Origin of the sequence: Vibrio chagasii (genome assembly GCF_024347355.1) — a bacterium.
GTDB lineage: Bacteria > Pseudomonadota > Gammaproteobacteria > Enterobacterales > Vibrionaceae > Vibrio > Vibrio chagasii.
Genome location: NZ_AP025466.1, coordinates 1,465,792 through 1,489,298, shown reverse-complemented (window position 1 = coordinate 1,489,298; position 23,507 = coordinate 1,465,792). Strand labels below are relative to the sequence as shown.

Annotated in this window: 18 protein-coding genes; 11 read left to right on the top strand and 7 right to left on the bottom strand. The window is 43.8% G+C overall.

The window, feature by feature from the left end:
• Positions 1–6 precede the first annotated feature (6 nt).
• The 4 genes from OCV52_RS22385 to OCV52_RS22370 form a co-directional block, all read right to left on the bottom strand.
• Positions 7–2,148 carry a TonB-dependent hemoglobin/transferrin/lactoferrin family receptor gene (locus OCV52_RS22385; protein ID WP_137406226.1) on the bottom strand — a complete coding sequence of 714 codons (2,142 nt, stop codon included), beginning with the start codon at positions 2,146–2,148 and terminating at the stop codon, positions 7–9.
• On the bottom strand, positions 2,149–4,167 hold the full coding sequence (locus OCV52_RS22380; RefSeq protein WP_137406225.1) for a prolyl oligopeptidase family serine peptidase: 2,019 nt from the start codon (positions 4,165–4,167) through the stop codon (positions 2,149–2,151).
• 313 nt (positions 4,168–4,480) lie between these two features.
• Positions 4,481–5,374, bottom strand: a complete 894-nt coding sequence (locus tag OCV52_RS22375) for a lipase secretion chaperone (protein WP_137406224.1) — start codon at positions 5,372–5,374, stop codon at positions 4,481–4,483.
• Between the two features lie 39 nt (positions 5,375–5,413).
• Positions 5,414–6,355 carry an esterase/lipase family protein gene (locus tag OCV52_RS22370; RefSeq protein WP_137406223.1) on the bottom strand — a complete coding sequence of 314 codons (942 nt, stop codon included), beginning with the start codon at positions 6,353–6,355 and terminating at the stop codon, positions 5,414–5,416.
• A gap of 425 nt (positions 6,356–6,780) precedes the next feature.
• Between OCV52_RS22370 and OCV52_RS22365 the strand changes: the two genes are divergently transcribed.
• Positions 6,781–8,031: an SGNH/GDSL hydrolase family protein gene (locus OCV52_RS22365; protein ID WP_137406222.1), complete on the top strand. Its 1,251-nt coding sequence runs from the start codon at positions 6,781–6,783 to the stop codon at positions 8,029–8,031.
• 246 nt (positions 8,032–8,277) lie between these two features.
• On the opposite strand, the gene OCV52_RS22360 is transcribed toward OCV52_RS22365, so the two are convergent.
• Entirely contained in the window at positions 8,278–9,609 is a 1,332-nt protein-coding gene (locus OCV52_RS22360; protein WP_061032142.1) for a DEAD/DEAH box helicase, read from the bottom strand.
• 361 nt (positions 9,610–9,970) lie between these two features.
• Here OCV52_RS22360 and OCV52_RS22355 point away from each other — a divergent pair, with 361 nt between their 5' ends.
• Positions 9,971–10,237, top strand: coding sequence for an Lpp/OprI family alanine-zipper lipoprotein (locus OCV52_RS22355; protein ID WP_137406221.1), 267 nt, complete (start codon positions 9,971–9,973; stop codon positions 10,235–10,237).
• A gap of 152 nt (positions 10,238–10,389) precedes the next feature.
• On the opposite strand, the gene OCV52_RS22350 is transcribed toward OCV52_RS22355, so the two are convergent.
• Positions 10,390–11,385 (bottom strand): L,D-transpeptidase family protein, encoded by a 996-nt coding sequence (locus tag OCV52_RS22350; protein WP_137406220.1) that lies wholly within the window; start codon positions 11,383–11,385, stop codon positions 10,390–10,392.
• A gap of 348 nt (positions 11,386–11,733) precedes the next feature.
• Between OCV52_RS22350 and deoD the strand changes: the two genes are divergently transcribed.
• The 4 genes from deoD to OCV52_RS22330 all read left to right on the top strand — a co-directional run bounded on the left by deoD (position 11,734) and on the right by OCV52_RS22330 (position 17,230).
• Positions 11,734–12,444: a purine-nucleoside phosphorylase gene (gene deoD / locus OCV52_RS22345; RefSeq protein WP_004737732.1), complete on the top strand. Its 711-nt coding sequence runs from the start codon at positions 11,734–11,736 to the stop codon at positions 12,442–12,444.
• Positions 12,445–12,525: 81 nt separating this feature from the next.
• Positions 12,526–13,995 carry an IS1 family transposase gene (locus OCV52_RS22340; RefSeq protein ID WP_137406219.1) on the top strand — a complete coding sequence of 490 codons (1,470 nt, stop codon included), beginning with the start codon at positions 12,526–12,528 and terminating at the stop codon, positions 13,993–13,995.
• 185 nt (positions 13,996–14,180) lie between these two features.
• On the top strand, positions 14,181–15,650 hold the full coding sequence (locus tag OCV52_RS22335; RefSeq protein WP_137406218.1) for a hypothetical protein: 1,470 nt from the start codon (positions 14,181–14,183) through the stop codon (positions 15,648–15,650).
• Positions 15,650–17,230 carry a GGDEF domain-containing protein gene (locus OCV52_RS22330; protein ID WP_137406217.1) on the top strand — a complete coding sequence of 527 codons (1,581 nt, stop codon included), beginning with the start codon at positions 15,650–15,652 and terminating at the stop codon, positions 17,228–17,230. The genes OCV52_RS22335 and OCV52_RS22330 overlap by 1 nt, the downstream gene beginning before the upstream one ends.
• 96 nt (positions 17,231–17,326) lie before the next feature.
• Here OCV52_RS22330 and OCV52_RS22325 read toward each other — a convergent pair whose 3' ends face one another.
• Positions 17,327–18,229, bottom strand: coding sequence for a DMT family transporter (locus tag OCV52_RS22325; RefSeq protein WP_137406216.1), 903 nt, complete (start codon positions 18,227–18,229; stop codon positions 17,327–17,329).
• A 248-nt stretch (positions 18,230–18,477) separates the two neighbouring features.
• Between OCV52_RS22325 and OCV52_RS22320 the strand changes: the two genes are divergently transcribed.
• From OCV52_RS22320 to OCV52_RS22300, 5 genes are all read left to right on the top strand, one after another.
• The gene (locus OCV52_RS22320; RefSeq protein WP_137406215.1) at positions 18,478–18,873 is read left to right on the top strand and encodes a DUF3302 domain-containing protein; all 396 of its coding nucleotides are present in this window, start codon (positions 18,478–18,480) and stop codon (positions 18,871–18,873) included.
• Positions 18,873–20,003, top strand: a complete 1,131-nt coding sequence (locus OCV52_RS22315) for an HlyD family secretion protein (RefSeq protein WP_137406214.1) — start codon at positions 18,873–18,875, stop codon at positions 20,001–20,003. The genes OCV52_RS22320 and OCV52_RS22315 overlap by 1 nt, the downstream gene beginning before the upstream one ends.
• Positions 20,004–20,304: 301 nt before the next feature.
• On the top strand, positions 20,305–20,853 hold the full coding sequence (locus OCV52_RS22310) for an ECF-type riboflavin transporter substrate-binding protein (RefSeq protein ID WP_004737739.1): 549 nt from the start codon (positions 20,305–20,307) through the stop codon (positions 20,851–20,853).
• Positions 20,854–20,859: 6 nt separating this feature from the next.
• Positions 20,860–22,554: an ABC transporter ATP-binding protein gene (locus tag OCV52_RS22305; RefSeq protein WP_137406213.1), complete on the top strand. Its 1,695-nt coding sequence runs from the start codon at positions 20,860–20,862 to the stop codon at positions 22,552–22,554.
• On the top strand, positions 22,551–23,390 hold the full coding sequence (locus tag OCV52_RS22300) for an energy-coupling factor transporter transmembrane component T family protein (protein ID WP_102423602.1): 840 nt from the start codon (positions 22,551–22,553) through the stop codon (positions 23,388–23,390). Before OCV52_RS22305 ends, OCV52_RS22300 begins: the two co-directional genes overlap by 4 nt.
• Positions 23,391–23,507 lie beyond the last annotated feature (117 nt).

The following is a 23,507-nucleotide window of genomic DNA, read 5'->3' as shown; positions in this document are numbered from 1 at the left end:
TCCCCCTTAAAACTCATACTTGGCATTAACGGTGAAGTAACGACCAGGCTCTGTAGAATAAATTTTATTGCTATCTGCTATACCCGCTACGTCTTGATATCGAATGTATTCTTTGTCGAATAGGTTCACCACATTGGCGCTGACATCTAAGCCAAAGTTCCAAGCATAGCTAACCCCCAAGTCGACACTCGCCCAGCCAGAGGTAGTCGCGCAGTCAGTCACCATCCCTAAGTCATCTTCACATTGAGGTACCTCATCCATCGCCTGTGCCCAATTAACCTGCGCATAAGCAGAGAAGGCATTATCGTCGTAAGTGATTTCAGCATTACCTTCCCAAGGTGTTAATGTGCGAACTTTTTCGCCTTCATCATCTTCCCCATCAACAAAACCGACTTTGGTACTAACACTCCACACATCATTCAAACGATGGGCAATTGAAGCCTCAATGCCATATGTCTCGACTCCACTTACATTTTGGTACTGCTTGTAGTAGTTGCCTGTGTTTGGATCTGGAGTAAAAGTAATTTGTTTGACGTCGATAAAATTATCGAACTTCTGATAAAAGACAGCGGTGTATAGCTGTGTCTGTCCATTATCAAACTTGCTGCCTAGTTCAAACGAATCACTTGCTTCCGCCTCAAGATCCATATTTGGCACAATCACAAACGGAGTAATTGGAACGAAATCATGATTCTGGTAGCCATAGATTTTGTCGTAACCGGGCGCTCTAAAGCCGTGATTATAAGAAAGGTAAGTATTCAATGATTCCGTTAGCTGATAGCTCACAGACAAACTCGGAGATAACTCGCTCGAGGTTTGCTCTTTCAACTCGTAACCACTGATCGAGTTTTGAGATTCGGGTTTCATCTGGTTCACATCAAAACGGGCGCCCGCCGTCACTGTCCAATGATCAATTTCTATCGCATCACGAACAAATGCAGCAAAGTTGTACGAACGTGCTGGTGCAAAAGGAACGTCAGCATTGAGCGACAACCCATTCCAATCTAAAACAGAAGATTGGCTTGGACGCTCATGAAGATTTGTTTCCATACTCATGCCATAAGACAGTGTATGGCTCATGTTTTTATGTTGAAACGCACTAATGAAGTCGGCGCTAGCACCAAGAAGCTGATCGGTGAAACCACGAAAATCAATCGTTCTGCGTAATTCAGAAACGTTATTATTGGTTCGAGACATCAACCGGTTGGTGGTATCTTCGTTTGTCATGTCACGCCAATAAATCTTGGTATCTAGTTCCTCAAACCAAGTATTAGTTGGAAGATACTCCAAGCCCACATAAGCAGAAAATGCCTCGGTATAGCCTTGCTGATCAAAGTCTTCCGTGTCCCACTTGCCGTCTTTTTGAATCTTAGAAGAGCCCTCTTTTCGGCTTAAATTTTCTTTGTAGTACTCTACGTTACCTTTCAACATTAATGCATCTGTAGACCAGTAATTAAGAGTGTAACCACCGCCGACCCCATCGACATCTCTTTGGTATAGGTCTTCATCGAAGTTACGTGTTTCTTCACCTTCCCAGTAAGAAAGATTAAGCAAACTTTCAAATTTTCCTGCACGAAAAGCTAAATTTGTTGCACCTTTATATTTGTTACTGATCCCCGCATAAGTCGCCGATACATCGCTATAGAAATCTTTATCAACTAGGTAGTCTCCAGGCTGTTTGGATTTCACCACGACAACACCACCAATCGCGCCAGAGCCATATACAGATGAACTCGCCCCTTTTATAACCTCAATACTTTCTAAGTTAGACATATCGAACGAGTTACGTCCTATCTTGTCATTGATGTCATTAGCACCAAAGCCATCAGCAGACTTGATTCCATCTTTCACAATCAAGATGCGGTTACCTGTCATGCCGCGAATCGTAATGTTTTGAGGTCGGCCTGCGCCCCCTGTAACACTAACACCGGGTTCACTCTTTATAGCGTCGTAAAGCTCAGTTGCACCTTTTTGTTCCAAGTCCTTACCGGTGATTACAGCAACTGAACCTGCAACTTCAGATAGTGGTTGCTCGATCTTATTGGCAGTGACGACTACTTCTTCAAAGTGATAAACCTCAGATTCGGCGTGCACGAGGTTGGCAGCAAGTACACTCAGTACTGCCGCTGATAGGGGGGAAAGCTTCATTTACTGCTCCGCTTTAATGTCTTTCAAGGTAAGTGATAAAAGGAATGCGTATTCAAACGCCTGTTGAGATAAGGACTTTCTCCTATCTGTCGAATGTCCTTGGGTAAAGCTTGTCGACAATAGATAAGGCCCATGCCCTGTCGTTAACTCATTTAACTTCGCGTAATATTTAGCGCCTTCCCAATAAGGAACACGACGGTCATTTAAGCCAATCTGTATCAATATGGGTGGGTAAGCTTGCTTACGGAGATTCAAGTACGGGTCGTATTGCTTCATCACCTTCAATTCATCTTTGATGTTAGGGTTCCCCCACTCTCCGTATTGTTGGGCTGTTAGGGGTAGTGAAGAATCGGACATGCTATTCACAATATCGACAAACGGCACTTTAAGCACCGCGCCATCGAACAAGTCAGGGGCTTGATTCAAAGCGGCAGCAACGAGTGTTCCTCCTGCACTTCCGCCCATCGCGTAGATGGATCGTGTACCTTGGTAATACGTTCTTAATGCCCGTGCTGTAGCAATGAAATCAGCAATACCATTTTCTTTATTGATGCCTTTTCCAGCTTGATACCAAGAATCACCATAAAAGCCTCCACCACGAACATGTGCAATCGCATAAATTACACCTTCATCAAGTAAGCTAATGATTTGTGGCATAAAGTAGGGCTTCATCGTCATCCCATAGGCCCCATATCCGTACAAAAACACAGGTGTCTTTTTAGTAAGCTTGTCTTTTCGATAAGCAAGAGTCACAGGGATCATCTTTCCATCAGAGTTAACTGTAATTTGTTCAGTTTGATACTCAGACTTGTGATAGTGGGAGTAATGATCTTGTGAGAACAACGTTCGTTTCAGAGTTTTCGTACTCAAACGCTCCCACTTAGCCGGTTGGGTAAGAGACATACTTCTAATGTGCAGTTTATTACTCGCGTAGTCGCCAACTTGGCTCACCCAAGCAACCTGCCCCGCCTCGGTTAATGGCTGGCTTAAACGATATTGGTTGTTGCTATCAAAGAAGTGTAAAGACTGAGTTGCCCCACTCTGGCTAATAAGCACAGGACCAGATTCAAACAAATAGAAGTTGTTGACTCTGGATTCATCAGCCGGCTCAAAGAGGGTATTCCATTGTTCTACTTGTGAAGCTTGGTTCAGCGGTACAGAGTAAAATGCAAATTGACTGCGTTCATGGTTGCTGTTGATGAATACACGAGAGCCAGAAACATCAACGTAATATTCAATGCCTGGTTCACGAGGTAACAGAGGTGCGGTCAGTTCACCAGAGCCAAGGTCTAACAATCGTTGCTCACTTGAGTTCTCACTATTGACCTGAACAACAGCAAATTGCGAGTCGCTGGTCTGGTAATACGAGAGCAACCAAGAAGAGTCTAATTCTCTAAGAACAACAATAGGAGATGATTGATCTAGAGAATATTGAACAAGCGCATAAGGTCTCGACGTTTTAGATTCGAGTTCGATCAGAAACAGAGATTGACCATCACGTGACCAGCCTAATGAGTTATCCACATTTTGAGCGATTGGCGTAACTCTCTTCGTCCGAAGATCAACCACGCTTACTTGGTATTGCTCAGACCCTGTTATATCTTCGGCGATCGCTAGTTTTGTTTTGGTAGAATCGAGCTCCCAAGCCGCTAACTGATAATAGTCGTGTGCAGTAGAACGTTCATCAAGGTTTAGTAATTCCGTTGTAACCGTATGCCCAACCTCTCGAGAAAGTAAGGCTTTTTTCCCGTTATGCTCTAAGATCGCATATTCATAACCATTGATTTCCTGCCATGGTTTTTCAGCTCGATCTGGACGATTTTCTTGCCATTTTTTTTCTAAAGACTCGCTTATAGGTTGAATGCTGTCTTGATATTGCTGTGTTTTATTATTCTGTTCCGCAAGGTAGTCGAGTACCTTACTTGCACTACGAGAATCATCTCGTAACCAAGAATAGTGATCAGTAGCACTGACCTTCCCCGTCAAAAAGACAAAAGCTAACAGCACAAACGCTTTCATAAATGCAATAAATCCATACGCTAATTTGATAAATTTCGCGTATACTGCACCCAAACGATAATGAGATCAATTATCATTTACATATTTATATGACTTTAATCACAATAAATAAATCGATTTGTGCCGGTTTACTCGTGCAAATTCATGCAGCACTTGTACTAAGTTTTAGGGTTAAAGTCAGTCAATAGTATCGATATTGATCGGATATATTACCTTTCACACAATAAGGCAACGTTTACTTGCTGACTAAAATTTGAGTCAATTCGATGAAGAATTCCACACAGTAGCCCAAAACATGCCCTTATCCCCCTCGCTACTCAAGCTCTGCATCCCAAATTCGTTCTATCGCTTCGACTCTTCTGATCTGCTTTGAAGGAAAGTGGGCAACTCTGAGCTCCGCAATTGTCTCTTGTCGTTCGGCCTGTGATAGCCCAGTGTCGTCTAAAATATCTTTTCGTTCCGCTAAGTAGATTTCTAAAGCACCTTCAAAATCCGCTCGTTGTTGGTCGAGCTCTTCAAGCCTTTGCGCGGCATCTTCATCCACCAGTTCATTTCGCTTCAAGTATTTCTCTTGCTGATCAAGCCCTTCAGAGTTGGATAATTGTTGAAGCAACACCTGATTCTTGTGGCTCGTTTGGACGTAGTCTGCTTGCTCAGAGATTAAAGAGTCTAACCGTTGTTGGTACTCCAACTCATTCAACCCTTCTTGCTTCAATCGAAGCTTTTCTAGGGCAATTTCCCTCATTTGGTTATCGTGAGTAAATAAAATACTTATCTCGCTCGGGCTGAAAAACTGAGCCTGAAGATCGAGTAAGGCTAGGTTTAAGCGTTGCAAATCATCGACAGAGAGCGAGTAGGGGTCGAACTGAACATCCAATGACGTCAATGCCGATTTGTAATCAAGGTACTTGGCAAACAAGGCCTCGTCGACTATTGCACCTTGTGATTGAGCATGATGCTGTGCAACGTTACTACGAATATCTTCAAGGGTAAGCTCTGTTTGTCCAGAGACGAAGTAATCCATAGTGTCTTTGGCCGATGCACTATCAATATCAGTATCTTGTTGAGAACTAACTTTCAACGAGGAGATACTTTGTCGTTCGTCACCGCTTGGGTTCAAGCCCTCTTCCACTGGATATAAAATAAAGACCGCCGCTGCACTCATCAGGGCTATCGTGGTTATCGAAAAAATGGCGGCCTTATTCATTATATTTTCCTTATCGTGTTAACGAATCATTAGGACAAGCTACAAGCCTGCCAACTTCAATCGGTTCGCGTGCTGGCGATACAATGTTACCGGGTCAGTCTCAAACAAATGATGGATGCCCAGCAAACCGTTAATCTCATCCAGATGATTCATTTTGTAATCATCCCCAATCACTTTACCTAGGTGAGCACTACAAGCTCCAACAAGCCCATCATTTGGTTCGTTAAACGCTAAACCTAGCACTGTCATCGCCGCATCGGTCGGGTCCAAAAGATTGGTAAAAGTGGAAGACCCTGTCCATGAGTAGTAATAAACGCCGTTACTGGCTTGCCACTCACCATCACCACATGCAGAGGTTGGAACCCCTTCAGGATAAAATTGATTGAAAGCAAGAGAACCTTCTGTCGTCAACGCTTCTAGTGATGCCAAGCCATCTTGTTCAAGGTCTGAACCACCAGACAATAGATTGATGAGTGTCGTCAACCCCCCCGCCAACTTAACCGCAATTCCCTCGGTGACAGACCCTTCAGGTACGGTTCCACGAACTAAATCCGCTACCTTTGAACCTTTATGAACGCCGCCAATACTCGTTACCGACGCGACAAGGTCTGGTCTCACTGAGGCCACATACCGCGCCGTGGGGCCACCATGACTGTGCCCGACAAGGTTAACCTTATTTGCCCCTGTTGCCGCTAAAAGTGTCTCGACCTGAGCCAGTAACTGCTCTCCCCTAACCTCTGAGCTATTCGTCGCTGATACCTGTGCAACATATACGCTCGCGCCATCTTTGGTTAAGGATTCAGGCACTCCGTAGAAGTAATCCACACCTGCTAACGTATCGAACCCAAATAAGCCGTGCACCAACACAATGGGATATTTGGTTTCAGTGTATCCACTGACTTCCAACGCCGATGCGCTCGTTCCTGCATAAACCCCCATGCTGGATAGGCAGGCGATTGTCCAAATTAATATCTTTTTCAATGCTCTTTCCTTAAACAAGTTAGACCTCTGATGAGTATCAAAAACGTAGGTGATAATTTTATAAAACTAAAAAGAGTGGCTCGAGATTTGTGATGTTGAACTGGAAATAAACAATTGCAATTAACATTGAACGACGAAAGTCACAACAAACTAAATATAAAATAAGCAACTGATTAATAAGCATTAGTTGACACAAATATTAATAGTCAAACACTAAAAATACGGGTAAGAGCTTGCGTCCAAAGAAAAGTGAATAAACGTAAACTCGTTGAAAGTTGGATCTATGTAACACTTATTACACGTGCTTCATATGAGTTATTGACGCAACAGCGAGTAATGCTCGATACATTTTAAAATGATATTGATTCTAATTATTAACAATCAAGTAATTAAACACACAACCCTTGTTAAATGAGTACTCGAAAATGAAGAAAATGATCTTGGTATTTGCGCTGACGATGCCCCAAATTGCATCAGCTCAGACAGAGACATCAATGCCTTTAGACTCAACAATGCACGACGAAGTAACACAAGAACAGATGCTTGATACACAAACATACGTAAGATGCTGGTACCGATCTGACATATCAAATGACTCGGTCGCGACGGATTGGAAATGGGCAAGAGACAAAGAGGACAATTATTACACCATTGAAGGATATTGGTGGTCACCCTCCTCTTACAAAAACATGTTCTTCAGTGAAACTCCGCAATCAGAAATTAAACAACGTTGTGATGAAACCCTAGACCTTCAGCATGATGCCGCAGATATCACGTATTTTGCAGCAGACAGTCGCTTCTCCTACAACCATTCGATATGGACTAATGACGAAGAACGGCAAGAGAATCAAATTAATCGAATCATTACATTTGGAGATAGCCTTTCTGACACTGGGAACTTATTCAACGGCTCGCAGTGGGTGTTTCCAAATCCCAACTCGTGGTTCTTAGGTCACTTCTCAAACGGCTTGGTCTGGACTGAATACTTGGCAAAAGAGAAAAATATACCTCTTTACAACTGGGCAGTTGGTGGAGCAGCAGGCACAAATCAGTATGGCGTTCTCAAAGGCGTATATGATCAAGTCACGTCATACTTAAAATACATGGAAGCAGCTAAAAACTACAAACCAGAAAACTCACTGTTTACTTTAGAGTTTGGACTCAACGACTTTATGAATTACGATCGCTCTGTCGTCGATGTAAAAGCCGATTTTAGTAGCGCTCTTATTCGGCTAACAGGGTCTGGCGCTCAAAACATCTTGCTATTCACACTCCCAGACGCAACTAAGGCACCACAATTTAAGTATACGAGCGACGCGGAAACAGAGCTCGTAAGACGTAAGATTATCGAGTTTAATCTCTTTATCGAAGAACAGGTGAGCTACTACAAGCAAAGAGGACTCAATATCGTTCTATTCGATGCTTATACTCTATTTAATAGCATTACCGAAAACCCGCAGCAACATGGTTTCCAAAACGCAACTGAACCCTGTTTAGACATCCAACGTCACTCTGCGGCCGATTATCTCTACCAGCATAACCTTACCAATGAATGTGCGGCCTATGGTTCAGACCATTATGTCTTTTGGGGGGTAACTCATCCTACGACCGCAGTACACAAATATCTCGCAGAGCATATTCTCATGACTCATTTATCGACCTTTAACTTTGACTAGTAAAATTTGCCTGGGATGACACTATTCGCCCCATAACGCGATCAACATTTTATCGCAAACTCAATGTTGTCGACGGAAGTCAATGTACTCAAATACTGTTATACCCAGCTCTTCGAAGCGGGTCGTGAGCGAAGTTTGAGTTAGGCTAGGGAAAAGCAGAGAAACATCGATACAAAAAAACCGCCTGTATAGGCGGTTTTTATTTGTATTCATTTTATCAGCAGAGGCGCTTTGACTCGCAAGAAATTACTCGTCGTCCACTTTTGGCGCAACTTTTTTCTTAGGGATAAACACGCTATCACCCACAGCCACATTTTGGTGGAAACTCTTATCGCGTTTAACTGGCTTCTTCGCTGTCTTCTTCGCTTGAGGTTTGCCCGCTTTCTTAGCTGGACCGCCCTTCTTGAAGGCTGGCTTACGAGGCTTTATGCCTTTGAACTTGCCTTTTAACCCTTCAAGAACAGAGAAGTTAAGGTCTTGCTGCAGGTAAAGCTCAACACGCTTGAAGCTGTCCCAGTCTTTTGGACCCACCAAAGAAATTGCATCACCTTTATTACCAGCACGACCGGTACGACCAACACGGTGAACGTACTCTTCAGTGTGTTTAGGCATATCAAAGTTGATAACGTGGCTTACGTTTGGAATATCAATACCACGTGAAGCAACGTCTGTTGTTACCAAGATCTTGTAAACCGCGCGCTCAAACTGGCTCATGATGGCATTACGTTGCGTTTGGTTTAGATTACCACTCAGTGCAACCGCTTTTAGCTTCTTCTCGTTAAGCTTGTCGGTCAGACGATCAGTGTCAGCACGAGTTGCCGTGAAGATCATAACCTGACGGTACTCAGCCTCTTCCAGAACGCGGTCTAAAATCGCCTCTTTATGGTCCAAGTGGTCACAAAGGTAGAACTTCTGTGTGATATCAAGGTGCTGCTCATTCGAAACACCAACAGAAATACGCTTAGGAGCGTCTAACATCTCATTCGCGATATCGTTCACTTCAGCGTGATCAAGTGTTGCAGAGAACATCAACGTTTGACGACGACGGTGCTTCGCAGCGTTTGCAATGCGACGAAGTTCAGGAGCAAAGCCTAGATCAAGCATACGGTCTGCTTCATCAAGGATAAGCGTTTCAACACCATCTAGGAACAACGAGCGGTGCTCTAGGTGGTCAGCAAGACGACCTGGAGTCGCAACGATAAAACGAGGATACTTACGCAGTGCTTTCACTTGGTCGTTAAAGTTCTCGCCACCTAGGATAAGCGCCGCTTCGTAAGACAAACCACCCAGCATGCTACGTAATTCACCGTAAACTTGCTTAGCCAGCTCACGAGTAGGAGCCAAAATTACACCACGAGGATCACGAGCAGAAAACGCTTTGGTTTTTAATGCCTTGTGAATCATTGGCAGAACAAACGCCAATGTCTTGCCTGAACCCGTTTTTGATGAAGCCAATAGATCCTTACCGGCAATAGCAACAGGGATCGCTTTCGATTGGATCTCTGTCGCTTTCTTAAAGTCGTAATGTTTTAAGTTCTTCAGTAAGCGGTTATCTAAGCCTAAATCTTTAAAGTGCAAAGGACTCTCCAGTCATGATGGTATTGAATAAAATTATTTTAACGTGACATGATACCGCGAAAATGCTTTATAAGGATAGAGATCACAGAAAATTTATCCCTACTAACAAAGTTGTTTAGAACATTGTATGCGTTGCTAGCAAAGGGGTAGCCCCATTAAATCGACGAAAAAGCCCTTCAAAAGCGGCCATCTCATAAGTGAGACAGAACGTGATGCTTAGCTAATTCCCTCAAAAATTTAGCAATTTCTTTAGTTATTGTTTTTGCAGTTAAAAAATTAGTCGCTACAATCATTAATGAAGCGACTATATGATAAAGAATGTATAGCGCATTTTTTGATGGTAAATAAGCAAGGAGTTCTTATGAATAAGACGTTAATCGCAGCTGCAGCCTCAGTTTTCATTCTAGCTGGTTGTTCTTCAGAGCCAGAAGAAGCTGCAGTGTCAGAAATGGATCAACTAACTAACCAAGTCGCTCAGCTTACAAGTGAAGTTGAAGCACTTAAGAGTGATAAAGCAGCAGCAGAAATGAAAGCTCAAGAAGCTTCTGAAGCCGCTATGGCAGCAAAAGAAGAAGCGAATCGTGCTAACGACCGTATCGACAACATCGCTGAGTCTTACACTAAGTAGTTTGATATTTAAACGCGATTAAGCTGTAGATTAAATAAGTTGCAAAAGCAGTAAATTGATAGCACCACCTCTTCACAGATGTGGTGCTCTTGTTTTTTTGGGGGAATTAGCGAATCTAGTAGAGCAAACTGCCTCAGATAAGAAGAAGTGCGTTAAAATTCAATCACCGGAGGAGCAATTTCAACAGGTACACCATTTTGCGCAAAGATAACCGCTTTGGCTTTTGAGTTAGGCAAATCTGCATCTTCAAGCCACCACTTCAGTTCAACAGGAATTTGAAGTGATTTCTTAGAACCGTCACTGCGAGTTAATGGCTCATGCGCTTCAACAAACACACTTCGATCTGGTTCTAACGAGATCTTGATCGGCTCATTAATGATCGTCACTTGCTCACCGCGGCTCACCTGCTCAAAAAGCCACTCGATATCTTTAGGTTCCATTCGAATACAGCCAGAGCTCACACGCAGACCAATCCCAAAGTCCTTATTGGTGCCGTGTATCAGGTAATCCCCAGCTCCATACGCAAGTCGCAGCGCGTACTCACCTAGAGGATTTTCTGGTCCAGCAGGAACCACCCTAGGTAATTCGATCCCTTTCTCTAGATACTCTTGACGGATTGACTTCGGTGGTGTCCAGGTCGGGTTGGGTCTTTTTTGGCTTATCTTGGTGATCATTTCTGGCGTATCACGTCCTACTCGACCAATGCCGACAGGGAATACGTGCACCTGGTTCTTCTCGGGCTCAAAGTAATACAGCCTTAACTCGGCAAGGTTAATCACAATTCCCTTTCTTGGGGTGTCCGGCAGAATCAAACGACTAGGGATACTCAGTACATAGCCTTCAGCAGGAAGAAAAGGATCAACACCTTTGTTTGCCGCCATTAAAGAAAGAAAACCGATATCGTATTGCTTTGCAATGATGGCTAACGTTTCACCAGTAGCAACTTCATGCTGTTGTATCCGGCCAACAATACGGCTCTCTTTCGGAGGAAGCTCAAAAGTTGCCGCAGAGGCCCACGACGACGCAACCCCAGCAGCAATCAAAGTCCCTTTCACAGTAAACCTAGTCGTTCGCTGTGCGAGCAAAGCGATCTTACGTATATATATTTTCATAGAGTACATAAGCGTCGAGTTAGGGCAATACAACATACAATTCCTTGGTTTGCCGTCTTTATCAAAGTTTAGATTATCGCTGATCAAACGTCTCTACAATGTATTGTTGCCTCAAACACCAGATGCAATTGCGCTTTCGTCTAAGTGTTTCCTTTATCTGACCTTTAATTTATCGATACAAAATCGATTGCCTTTACGCTTTCAACATATTTAGTTATCAATATTAATAAAACGATAATAGCAGACCCATTTTGTGACTAACGTCTCATGGAGGCTCGTTTTAACTCGCTAATATTGCCTCAACAAAACGAATTCAATTCAACAGAATCGGTAATTGATTAAATTCTGTTCCTAAAATTACCGTTTAAACTTTGGAGAACGACCATGGCTACACCTCATATTAACGCTCAAGCTGGTGATTTCGCAGAAACAGTACTGATGCCGGGTGACCCGCTTCGCGCAAAATACATTGCTGAAACATTCCTTGATGACGTTAAGCAAGTTTGTGACGTTCGCAACATGTTTGGTTACACAGGCACTTACAAAGGTAAGAAAGTTTCTGTGATGGGCCACGGTATGGGTATCCCATCAGCTTGCATCTACACACACGAGCTGATCGCTGAGTACGGTGTAAAGAACGTAATTCGCGTAGGTAGCTGTGGTGCAGTACGTGACGACGTTAAACTTATGGACGTTGTTATCGGTATGGGCGCTTCAACAGACTCTAAAGTTAACCGCATTCGTTTTAACGACCACGACTTTGCAGCAATCGCTGATTTCGGTCTTCTAGAAGAAGCTGTAAACCAAGCGCGCGCTCAAGAAGTGCCAGTGAAAGTTGGTAACGTATTCTCTGCTGACCTATTCTACACACCTGAAGCAGACATCTTCGAGAAAATGGAAAAACTAGGCATCCTAGGTGTAGACATGGAAGCGGCAGGTATCTACGGCGTTGCTGCAGACCTAGGCGCGAAAGCACTAACAATCCTAACAGTTTCTGACCACATCATCCGTGGTGAAAAACTAAGCTCAGAAGAGCGTCAAAAATCGTTCAACGACATGATGAAAGTAGCTCTAGAGACAGCTATCAACATCTAATCATTGATTAACGATACTTTGAAAAGCAATACCCCGCAGCCAAGTTCGCTTGGCTGCTCAAATAATCCCGAGGGGGAGATCGTGTCTAACGACAAGCTGCCAAAAGATGCAGATGGTTTGCAACTCAACTTTTGTAAAACATTGGCGTGTGACAACTTTGGCTTGAGCGATGCAAAACGTTATGTTTTGCAACACGCTAACCCTAAGCGTCCAGCGATGGTTTGTCGTGAATGTGGAGCTTTCCCCCCCTTACTTAACAATCGTGAAGTGTTAAGCGAACTTCATCGCCTGAGACAACTTCACAGCGATGGGCTCCCTGCCTGTCGTAATGATGATTGCGATAACTTCGGCTTATCGGTTCATACTCACAAACATCTTTACCATGCCTTCGGCTACAGTGGCGACAGGCAGCGTTATCGATGCAAAGACTGCCAATCAACCTTCGTTGACAAGTGGTCTGGTTCCAACAAAAAACTCCAGTTCCAAGAGAACCTCATGGGCTTATTGTTCATGGGATATTCTGTACGTGAAATCTGCAGAAAATTAGAGATCAACCCTAAAACTTTCTATGATCATGTTGACCATATCGCTAGCCGTTGTCGTCGCAAACTCGCGATGATTGATGCTCGATGGGTTAACCATGCCAAAGATTATCAGTTCGCCTCTCACTATCAGCGTTTACAACCTCACAGCAACAACGGTGTGGTTTGGATCGCGACAGGTGAAGCACACTCTGGGTACATCCTTTGCCAACATGTGAATTACTCACAAAATGAAGAGCCCTCAGGAAATGTTGACCACAATCCGTATGATGATGTGGCACGCTTTGTATCCAAAGAGCACTCTTCAGAGGCAAACCTTGAGCTACCGCAACGTTCTGACAAGCTAAAAGAGCGTATTGAGCAACAATACCAAGTTATTTTGGCGCGAGGCAACGTTGAGGATCCAATGGGGAATCTCACTGCATTTAGCTACCCGTCAAAAGGGGCGCTAATTCGACCGCCTTATACGTCCTATGCTCACTTCCTGCATGTATTAGACATGTGCGATGAAAATAAGCACGTAGCGATCTATATGCCACAAGATCCATTACTTAGATCTGCCGCTCTAAGCGTTTGTTTGCCGCGCATACAGAGTCAAAATATTGACCTTATGTACGTCGAGGAAGATTCCGGATGGCAAGACGATCACAGTTTTGAAAAGATCGACATCGTTCATATGAGTTGGTGGCGCGACCGTTGGGCTATTGCTAATCAAGGTGATAAACAGAAAGGTATCTGCTACCTAACAGGTAACAATCCAGAGCCAAAACAGTGGTTTAATACTGCTTCAATTCAACAAACTAAGTTTTATCAAGAGCGTTTTCAGGTGCTATTTGATAGCTTTATTAATGAGCCTAGACGTAAGCTTCGTCCTGGTGGCATTCTTCCATTACTCGACATATTTAGAGCTTGGCACAATCTGTGCTACCAAGATAAGCAAGGGCTTACGGCAGCGCAACGCTTAGGTGTAGCGGAACAGCCATTGACCCTAAAGCAACTACTTTCATAGAAACGTACCTCTAGATGATTATTAGGGAACTCATTGATTTTTAGATAACAACATGAGGTAACACCCATAATTGGAAAAGATACGTGTTCCTTTAGTGCTCTAAGAAAGATAATTAGTGCTTATCCTAAATCACACTCTTATAATGATAGTGTTATCAATATGTTCGATAATTACGGATCTATGCCTTGGACAAAAATCAGTACCTTCTTGAAACAGAACTAGAACAACTCAAAACTCGTGTCGACTCTGAACCGCTGGTGATCCTTGAAATTGCCCAGCAGTGCCTCGTCAGATCCGAACAAGTTCTGTTTGAAGAAGGAGCGATCCAATCGCTTATGTTAATGGCGAGATGTTGCTGGAGCCTGATGGATTACCAAAAAGGTTTAAAGTACGTCAAAGAAGCCTATAAGCGCCAGACCCGATTAGACACCGACCTTTTTCTTCCTGAAATCCTTCACTTACATGCGCTCCAATATTGGGGACAAGCCAAATACTATTCTGCACAACAGTTCTGGATCAATGCGCTAGAGCAATCTGCATTGGTCGATGAAGTCGAAATACAGATCGAATGCCTGATTGGTCTGGGCAACATCTGGCGAATAACTCACGAATATAAGCTGGCTCGTTCAACACACCAACTCGCGGTTAAAGTGGCAAACAACAGCCGTATTGGTTGGCTTGAAGGCAAAGCAAGAATCCTTCTCGCGTGGGATTACTACCTGCTCAACAACTATGTTGAAATGCTGTCGGTATTAGATGGTGCGGAAGAAGCGTTAAAAGGACACAAAGACAACACTTGGCATGCCGAGGTGTGGGACTTCAGAGGCCTTGCACTACTTGGGCTTGAGCGTTTAGACGACGCTGAGCGTGCCACAGCCAAAGCGCATAAACTTGCGGTTGAACACAATCTGGTATGGATGAAAGCCCACTCCTATATCAGCCGTGCGCGCTTAGAGTTACTCAGAAAAAGACCAGAGCAAGCTGCAGAGTTACTTAGGCTTGCGGAAGAGTCAGCAAACGAATTTGATAATGGTGAGCTGCTCAGCCAAATCTGTTATCAGCAATCGTTGGTCGCAGAAGAAAACCAAGATTTTAAAGCCGCTTTGATCGCCTTTAAGAAGTACCGTCAATATTCTATCGGTATGCTTCGAGAACAAACCACTCGCGTGGGTTTAGATAAAGCGCGCAGTTCAAAACGCCAGCTCGAACAGAGAGCGAGAAAGCTCATCAACCGTATTCGTGGCCAACACGAGTATGACCCTGAAAAGCATCTCTCTTATGTCGTGTCTGAAACCTTTTGGTGGGAACAGCTGGTTCTGTTCAAAACAGAGCTTAAGCGTTCAAACCACAGCATTATTATCTTTCAACATGTCGATCCCGATTACTTAGATGTCTGTACCGAAATCGCTCACACCTTATGTAATCAAGATGACTTCATTTCAAGGCTCAGTTCTGAGCGTGTTGCGCTCATGCTCTCTGAAAAAGGCGAAGCCGCAGAGCGAACCTTCCAAACTCTAAGCACCATGCTTGATATTTATCCATGGCATAGAAAAGGATTAAAAGGTTCAAAACCAACCGTCAGCCTCAATGACATTTTGACGTTCCCATTCACTCTGGAACAACTAGAAGAAGACGATGCCGAGGTAAGAGTTTGATGGAAACGCTACTAAGTAAAATCACCGATGCCGGTCTAGACCCCTCTTCCGTTTCAGGTGAAGAAGCAATCATATTCTGGAATCATATTCGCCAGCATGTTTCGACAACCAAAACCGAGCAAGCGCACTGCTATATCATTAGTTCGGAATATCGCGCTGAACTCCAGCAAACCCAAACCAGTATCGAAGAACTTAGACTGGCACTCAATCTATTAAATTTGCCAACAGATATAGAAGATATTCTGACCGTAAAAACTAGCCTAAGTGATCGCTTGGTAGAAGTTGGGGATTACACTTCGGCACTTAATGAGTTCGTTAGCTCATCATCCATCGCCGTTGAACATGGCTATATCGATGAATACGTCATGGCAATTCTAGGTATGGGAAACCTGTGTGACGCTTATGGCGACCACAACCGAGCTCTCCGCTATTACCAGAAAATAAACAGCATTGACCATGCGATAAGTAGTCGCTCACTTCGTCTTAAGTTCAAGCTTCATATGGTGGCGAGCCTAGTGCTACTGAATAGGATTACTGCAGCGAGTGACCTGCTCAATGAGTGTGAAGAGCTCAGTATTCTGGTCAGCAACAAATTACTGACTGCTCAAATATTGCTATACCAAGCAAAAGTGTTGCGTGCAAATAAGAAGTATCACGAAGCACTGCGTTGCCTGTCTAAGATTCAATACTCTGCTAACAACACGCAAGCAAGTTGGTTAGCAACCATGACACGTCTCGAGCTCGCTCATTGTTTAAGTGCAATTGGTAAACAAGAATACGCCAGCATGATCTTGTCGAGTACAGACAAGCGCATGAAGGTTTACTCATCCCCAGTACTCGCTAAACGGTTCTATGATTCGCTAAGCGACGTGTGCATGAACCAAGGACGTTTTCAGGAAGCACTAAGCTACGAGAAAAAAGGCTACCGAATTGAGACGGATCTAATGAAACAGATCCCAATCAGTGAACTAGGAGCCAGCCAGCTTCGTCGCCTATCGAGATTCGAGCTGCAATTAAAACTCATCCTCTCTGAACAAGAAAACCGAGAGCTAAAAGAGACAACCGAACAGCACAAAAACGCTGTGGCACAGCTCCAACAGGATGTTTTCACCGACCCATTAACTGGTTTGAACAACCGCCGATGGTTAGATGTGAAGCTAAAAGACATGCTGTTACACGACACCTCTTTCGCACTCATGGTTGTCGATATTGATCACTTTAAGTCGATCAATGATGAACTGAGCCACCTAGTGGGCGATAAAGCAATTGTAAGTGTTTCTCAAGAGTTAAGGTCATACTTCAAGTTCCGAGGCGCTTCCTGTGTCAGATTCGGTGGGGAAGAGTTCTTAGTAATTCTCGAAAATACCGACATGGCAAAAGCAGAAATGCACTCAGAGAATTACCGTGAACGAATTTTCCAATTTGGTTGGCATGAAATACTCGGTGAGCGTGGCTTAACAGTCAGTATTGGTATCACGATGCATCGTGAGGGAGAGAATACACAGCGTACCTTCTATCGAGCAGACAAAGCCTTATATCGTGCAAAAGCAAACGGTCGAAACCAAGTCTGCACCGAGTAATGAAATAGTTAAAGTAGTGCCGAACCACTTCAGCTCGGCACTATCCAATAGCAAAACAATAACTTGCTTCGAGCTTTATCTATTCATGAAAAGACGTTATTGATAGAAGAACAAAGATATTCCACCTACTGCGGCAAGCGTGCCTATAAGACTCTGTTTTGAGACCTTCTCCCCTTTCAACGCATAGATCACCAGAATAAAGACCGGACTGGTCGCAATCAATGTTTGAGCTATCGCGGGATTGGCATTTTTTAAAGCGATTTGTTGCAACCAAAGCGCGAGAAACGTCCCAACAAAAATGGCGCTGAGTAACCATAGTTTGTCGAGTTTCGTCATCTCCCACAAATCCCTTTTGATTGATGAGTAAGGTTTATTCTCAACAAAAGGAATAATAATCATCACCGCAAACACGCCGATTGTCAGGCGAATCAACGCCCCCAACAAAGGTGGGATATCACCAGCAACCAAAGCATAGTGAGAAATGACCACACCTGAAGCTTGGCACACACTTGCTACTAGCCCGTACCCAATGCCGCTCCATTGCGCTTGGTTAGTTGAATCATCACTCACCGAATTAGATGGCTGAAATACTACGAAGGTCACCGCTAACGTGGTGATGACGACACCGAGCCAACTTTGAAGTGTCAACGCAGCACCTAAGAACATCAAAGCCAGCACGCCAGAAAGAGGCGGAGCTAAAGACTCAAGCAGCAGTGTCTTATTAGCACCAATTCTTTTCAAAGCAGCAAAGTAAGCGCTGTCACCAATTGCGATTCCAATAATCCCTGAAATTACCAATATCCAAAAGTGATTAGCACTCAGTTCAAACTCTGGCATTGGGATAAGCGGCATCACAAGCAGCATCATTACGGAAGCAACCAAGCCCTTGATGATATTGAGCTGCATTGCTGAGAAACGATGCCCAAATTGCCCATAAATCCAAGTTGCACACGCCCACACGATAGCGGCACCGATCGCCGCTATTTCACCTATATACATTTGTATCCATCCTTGTGGTTTTGTGCATCACGCATACTTCAACGATCACTATTGAACCAGTATGACAAACAAGATAACAGAAATAACTCAATAAATTAGAGAGTGATTTTATAAGTTCCAATAATGACATCGCTCACATTAGAAGCAAAAACACATTATTTATAACTCGGTAAATCATTTTGATAACAATTACTTGGATGGTAGCCTACTATATTTAAAACTAATATCTAACATCACAAGGATCTGTTATGTTTTTAGACTACTTTGCGCTCGGTCTACTGATTTTCGTAGCATTAGTCATCTTCTACGGCATCATCGTCATTCACGATATTCCCTATGAAATTGCTAAAGGACGCAATCATCCTCATCAAGATGCTATTCATGTCTCTGGCTGGGTTAGCCTTTTCACTCTACACACTATTTGGCCGTTTCTTTGGATCTGGGCGACGTTATGGCGCAAAGATCGTGGGTGGGGCTTTGCCAAACTCGAAGAAGAACAGCACGATATTCACCACCGCGTTGATACCTTAATCGACCAAGTGAGCACTCTTCAGGAAGAAATATCACAGCTCAAGAAAGCAAAGCCAGAGCAAAGCAAGCAAAACAACGACCAAAATGAAGCTCAAGATCAGGAGGTTAAGTAATGGATTTACTGCTGATAATGACCTATGCGGCACTGTGTATCACCATTTTTAAGGTGTTCAACATTCCGCTCAATAAATGGACTGTCCCTACTGCTGTTCTTGGCGGTGTGATCATCATCGGTACTTTGATTTTACTGATGAACTATAACCACCCTTTCACTCAGATTGGTAACCAAGTTTACTCAACAACTCCTATCGTTTCAGGGGTTAGAGGTAAAGTGATTGAAGTACCTGTAAAGGCGAATAAACCTCTTAAAAAGGGTGATATCCTCTTTAAAATCGATCCTATTCCATTCGAGGCTGAGGTCGCAAGATTAGAAGCAAAAGTAAAAGAAGCGAGCCAAGGTGCGTTAGGAATGGAATCTGATGTTGCTGAAGCAGAAGCTGCGAGAATCAAAGCCATTGCTGAAAGAGATAAAGCACAGCGTGAGTTCTCTCGTTACAAGCGCGGTTACGACAGTGGCGCCTTTACGGAACAACAATTGGACACTCGTAGACAAGCTTACAAAGCATCAGAAGCAGCGGTTAAAGTGGCGGATGCAACCTTAGAAAGAGCAAAATTTGCTTTAGATTCTGAGATCGGTGGTGAGAACACGGCGGTGTTAAGTCTATTATCTGAATTGCGTAAAGCTCAGTTTAACTTAGAGCAAACTGTCGTTCGAGCACCTACAGATGGTTACGTAACACAATTAGCGCTGCGTCCGGGAGTTATGGCGGTACCACTTCCACTCGCTCCTGTGATGACCTTTGTCCACACAGAAGACCAGTTCTACACTGCAGCCTTTAGACAAAACTCCTTGCAGCGCTTACAGCCAGGCTACGAAGCAGAGTTCCTGTTCAGAGCATTACCAGGCAGAGTATTCAAAGGACGAATCGAAGAAGTGATTCCAGCCATCGGTGAGAGCCAATTTCAAGCGAGAGGTGAACTACTAGGTACTGAGGCATTGCGTACCAGTGGCCGTGTGCTTGTTAAATTAAGCATTACTGATGACCTGTCTGATTTCCATTTACCTATGGGTACAGCAGTAGAAGTTGCGGTTTATTCAGATAGCTTCACTCACGTCTCTATCATGCGTAAAGTACTTATCCGCATGAAGAGTTGGCAAAACTACCTATACCTAGATCATTAAGCCAGGTATAGGTTGGTCAAGAACTGACTTAACACACTGTTAATGTGAATGAAAAGCCAGACCTGCTCTGGCTTTTTTGTTGCTTGATTAACCACAACCCACGGCTTTTTACATCATATAGGCGTATGTGGATGGAATTTTAGACATCTAGACACTTACCTTCCCTTATGGAAGGGTTCTACTGTATAATGCGCGCCTTCTTTTTCATATTTGCCTAAAAAACGATCTCGATGAGATACCTATTAGAAATGGCGAATATACGTTCTTTGTTATTTTTATCTTTCAGTATTTGAGGTTACCTATGAACTTTTCAGCTAAAACAGTGGTTGTCATTGCCATTGGCGCAGCACTGTATGGCATTGGTGGTTTACCTATGTTTGGTGTCCCAGTGTTCGCTAATACGACATTAAAACCAGCGATGGCGGTGTTAGCACTGTTTTCTGTTTTGTTCGGCCCAATTGTAGGCTTCTTAGTCGGCTTCATTGGCCACTGGGTAACGGATCTATTCGCTGGTTGGGGCGTTTGGTTAACTTGGGTACTAGGCTCAGGTATCGTGGGCATGATCATCGGTTTGTTCCCGATGCTCACCAAGAACCGCCTTCAACAAGGCGAATTGCCAATGAAAGATTTTGCGCTGTTTGTGGTACTTGCCCTTGCCGGTAATGTGGTCGGTTACGGCTGCTCTGCATTCCTAGATACCATCCTTTATGCAGAACCGTTTACTAAAGTCTTCACTCAACTGTCTATTATTGCAGCGGGTAACACCGTTCTGATCGCTGTTGTTGGCTTGCTGATCCTGAAATCAGTCGCTAAACGCAACAAACAAAGCCGTAACCTGACTGAGGCATAAGCGATAATGACTATAGCATTTTCGAACTTCTCTTTTAGATATGAGTCGCTGGATAAACCGACGCTAAAAAATATCAATCTAAGGATAGAGAAAGGGGAGAAAATCGTCATTATTGGACCAAGTGGTAGTGGTAAATCTACCCTAGGTCAATGTCTCAACGGCCTAATCCCTCACGCGATTAAAGGTGAGGTTACCGGTTCTTTAGAGATCAACGGCAAGAACATTTCTGATTTTTCAATGCACGACTATACCGAGCAAGTCGGCACAGTATTACAAGATACTGATAGCCAATTTGTCGGTTTGAGTATTGGTGAAGACATCGCATTCGCGCTGGAAAATCAGTTAGTGTCGAACATTGATATGTACCCTCTGGTTAAGTCGACAGCAAAAATGGTCGACTTAGCAGATATGCTTGATCGCTCGCCACATGATCTATCTGGCGGCCAAAAACAACGCGTGTCATTAGCGGGCATCTTAGTTGATGACGTTGACATCCTATTGTTTGATGAACCTTTGGCTAGCCTTGACCCGAAAACGGGCAAAGCGACTATCGAAATCATCGACCAGCTTCATAAAGAAACCAACAAGACTATTGTAATCATCGAGCATCGCCTTGAGGATGTTCTACACCGCGATATCGACCGAGTGATCTTGATGGAGCGCGGTGAAATTGTTGCAGACATGACACCCGATGAAATCTTAGCTTCTGAACTGCTTGAAACACACGGTATTCGTGAACCACTTTATTTATCTGCTCTGAAGGCAGCGAAAGCACCTTTGACCAGTGAAGATAAGCTATCAAACCTCAAAGCTCTCGATTACAAAAGATTCCGCCCTGCGGTTCAGACTTGGTTTGCAGAGCGCCCGACTCCAGTTACCGAGAAACAGTACCAACCTTTACTTGAGGTCCACGGTCTGACTTACTCCTATGATGGCGAAAAGAACGCTCTCGAAGACGTTAGCTTTAAGATTGGCAAAGGTGAGTTCGTTTCAATCTTAGGTAAAAATGGCTCAGGTAAATCGACCATCACCAAGATTATCATGGGTGTGATTGACGCAGATTCAGGCTCTTCATACCTTAACGATGAAGACCTATCAGAGCTTTCTATCTTCGAAAGAAGCCAGAAAGTCGGCGTTGTTATGCAGAACCCAAATCATATGATCTCTCATCATATGATCTTTGATGAAGTTGCATTCGGTCTGCGTAATCGTGGGGTTGCAGAGCAGGAAATCAAAGAGAAAGTTGAGAACGTTCTTGAGCTGTGTGGCTTGAGTAAGTTCCGCCACTGGCCAATTGAAGCACTGAGCTACGGCCAGAAAAAACGCGTAACGATTGCTTCTATCCTAGTATTAGAACCTGAGCTTCTGATCTTGGATGAACCAACAGCGGGTCAAGATTACCGTAACTACACCTCAATGCTGGCGTTTATCCAAAAGCTTAACCGCGAGTTAGGTATCACCGTCGTGATCATTTCACACGACATGCACCTGGTTCTAGAGTACACCACACGCTCAATCGTCATTGCTGACAGCAAGCTGATTGCTAACGCAGACATGACTGAGGTGTTCAGCCAACCATCGCTTCTAGAGCGTGCGAACCTCTGTACCACCAGTATTTATGAACTCGCGACCATGATGAAAATCGACGACACCAATGCATTTATGCAGTACTTCATCGACTACGAGAGAAGCTCGCTATGAATGCATCAAAAGTAAAATTCGGCATCAACTACATTGATACCAAATCACCGCTGCATGCGTTAAACGGCATCACTAAGTTTGCTCTTTTCTTAGCTTGGGTGACTGTTGTATTAACGACATTCGACCTACGGTTAATCACGTTACTTATCCTAACGGGGCTTTACCTACTCAAGCTAACCAGAGTACCTGTTAGGGTTTATAAGCCTCTGTTGCTAGGTACGGCTAGTGTCCTAAGCCTAAATGCTTTGTTCATGTATCTGCTAGCCCCACAGCAAGGTACTGAGCTCATTGGCAGCGAAACTTTATTGCTAACATTACCGGGTAACTACTCGTTGAGCCAAGAGACATTGTTTTACTTGGTGACCGTAACACTTAAGTACATGAGTATGTTTCCGATAGCGCTGATCTTTGTATTCACAACGCACCCGACTGAGTTTGCGGCTAGCCTCAACCGCATTGGTGTTCCTTACAAGATTGCCTACGCAGTGAGCTTAACGCTACGTTATTTGCCAGAAGTTAAGAAGGATTTCGTCAACATCATGCATGCCCAACAAGCTCGTGGTGTTGAACTATCTAAGAAAGCGCCACTTCTTACACGCATTAAAAATGTTGCTAAAGTGTTAGGGCCATTGATTTTCTCAAGCCTAGATAGAGCAGATGAAATATCGAATGCTATGACGCTGCGTGGCTTTGGCAGACACAAGTCGCGCACTTGGTATAGCTACGCGCCATTACAACGCATCGATTTTATTTGTTTATTTATCATCGGTTTAATCGTGATATTGGCTATCGCAAAACGCATTCTTGAACCAGCTTTGTTTTGGTATCCATTTTAGTATCAGTTTAAACAATCAGTTAAAATGACACACCGCTCGATAGGGCGGTGTTTTATTTTCCCCATTCACTTTTGAACAAAACTTAACCGGACAAACCGTAATCATCGGATTTTGACG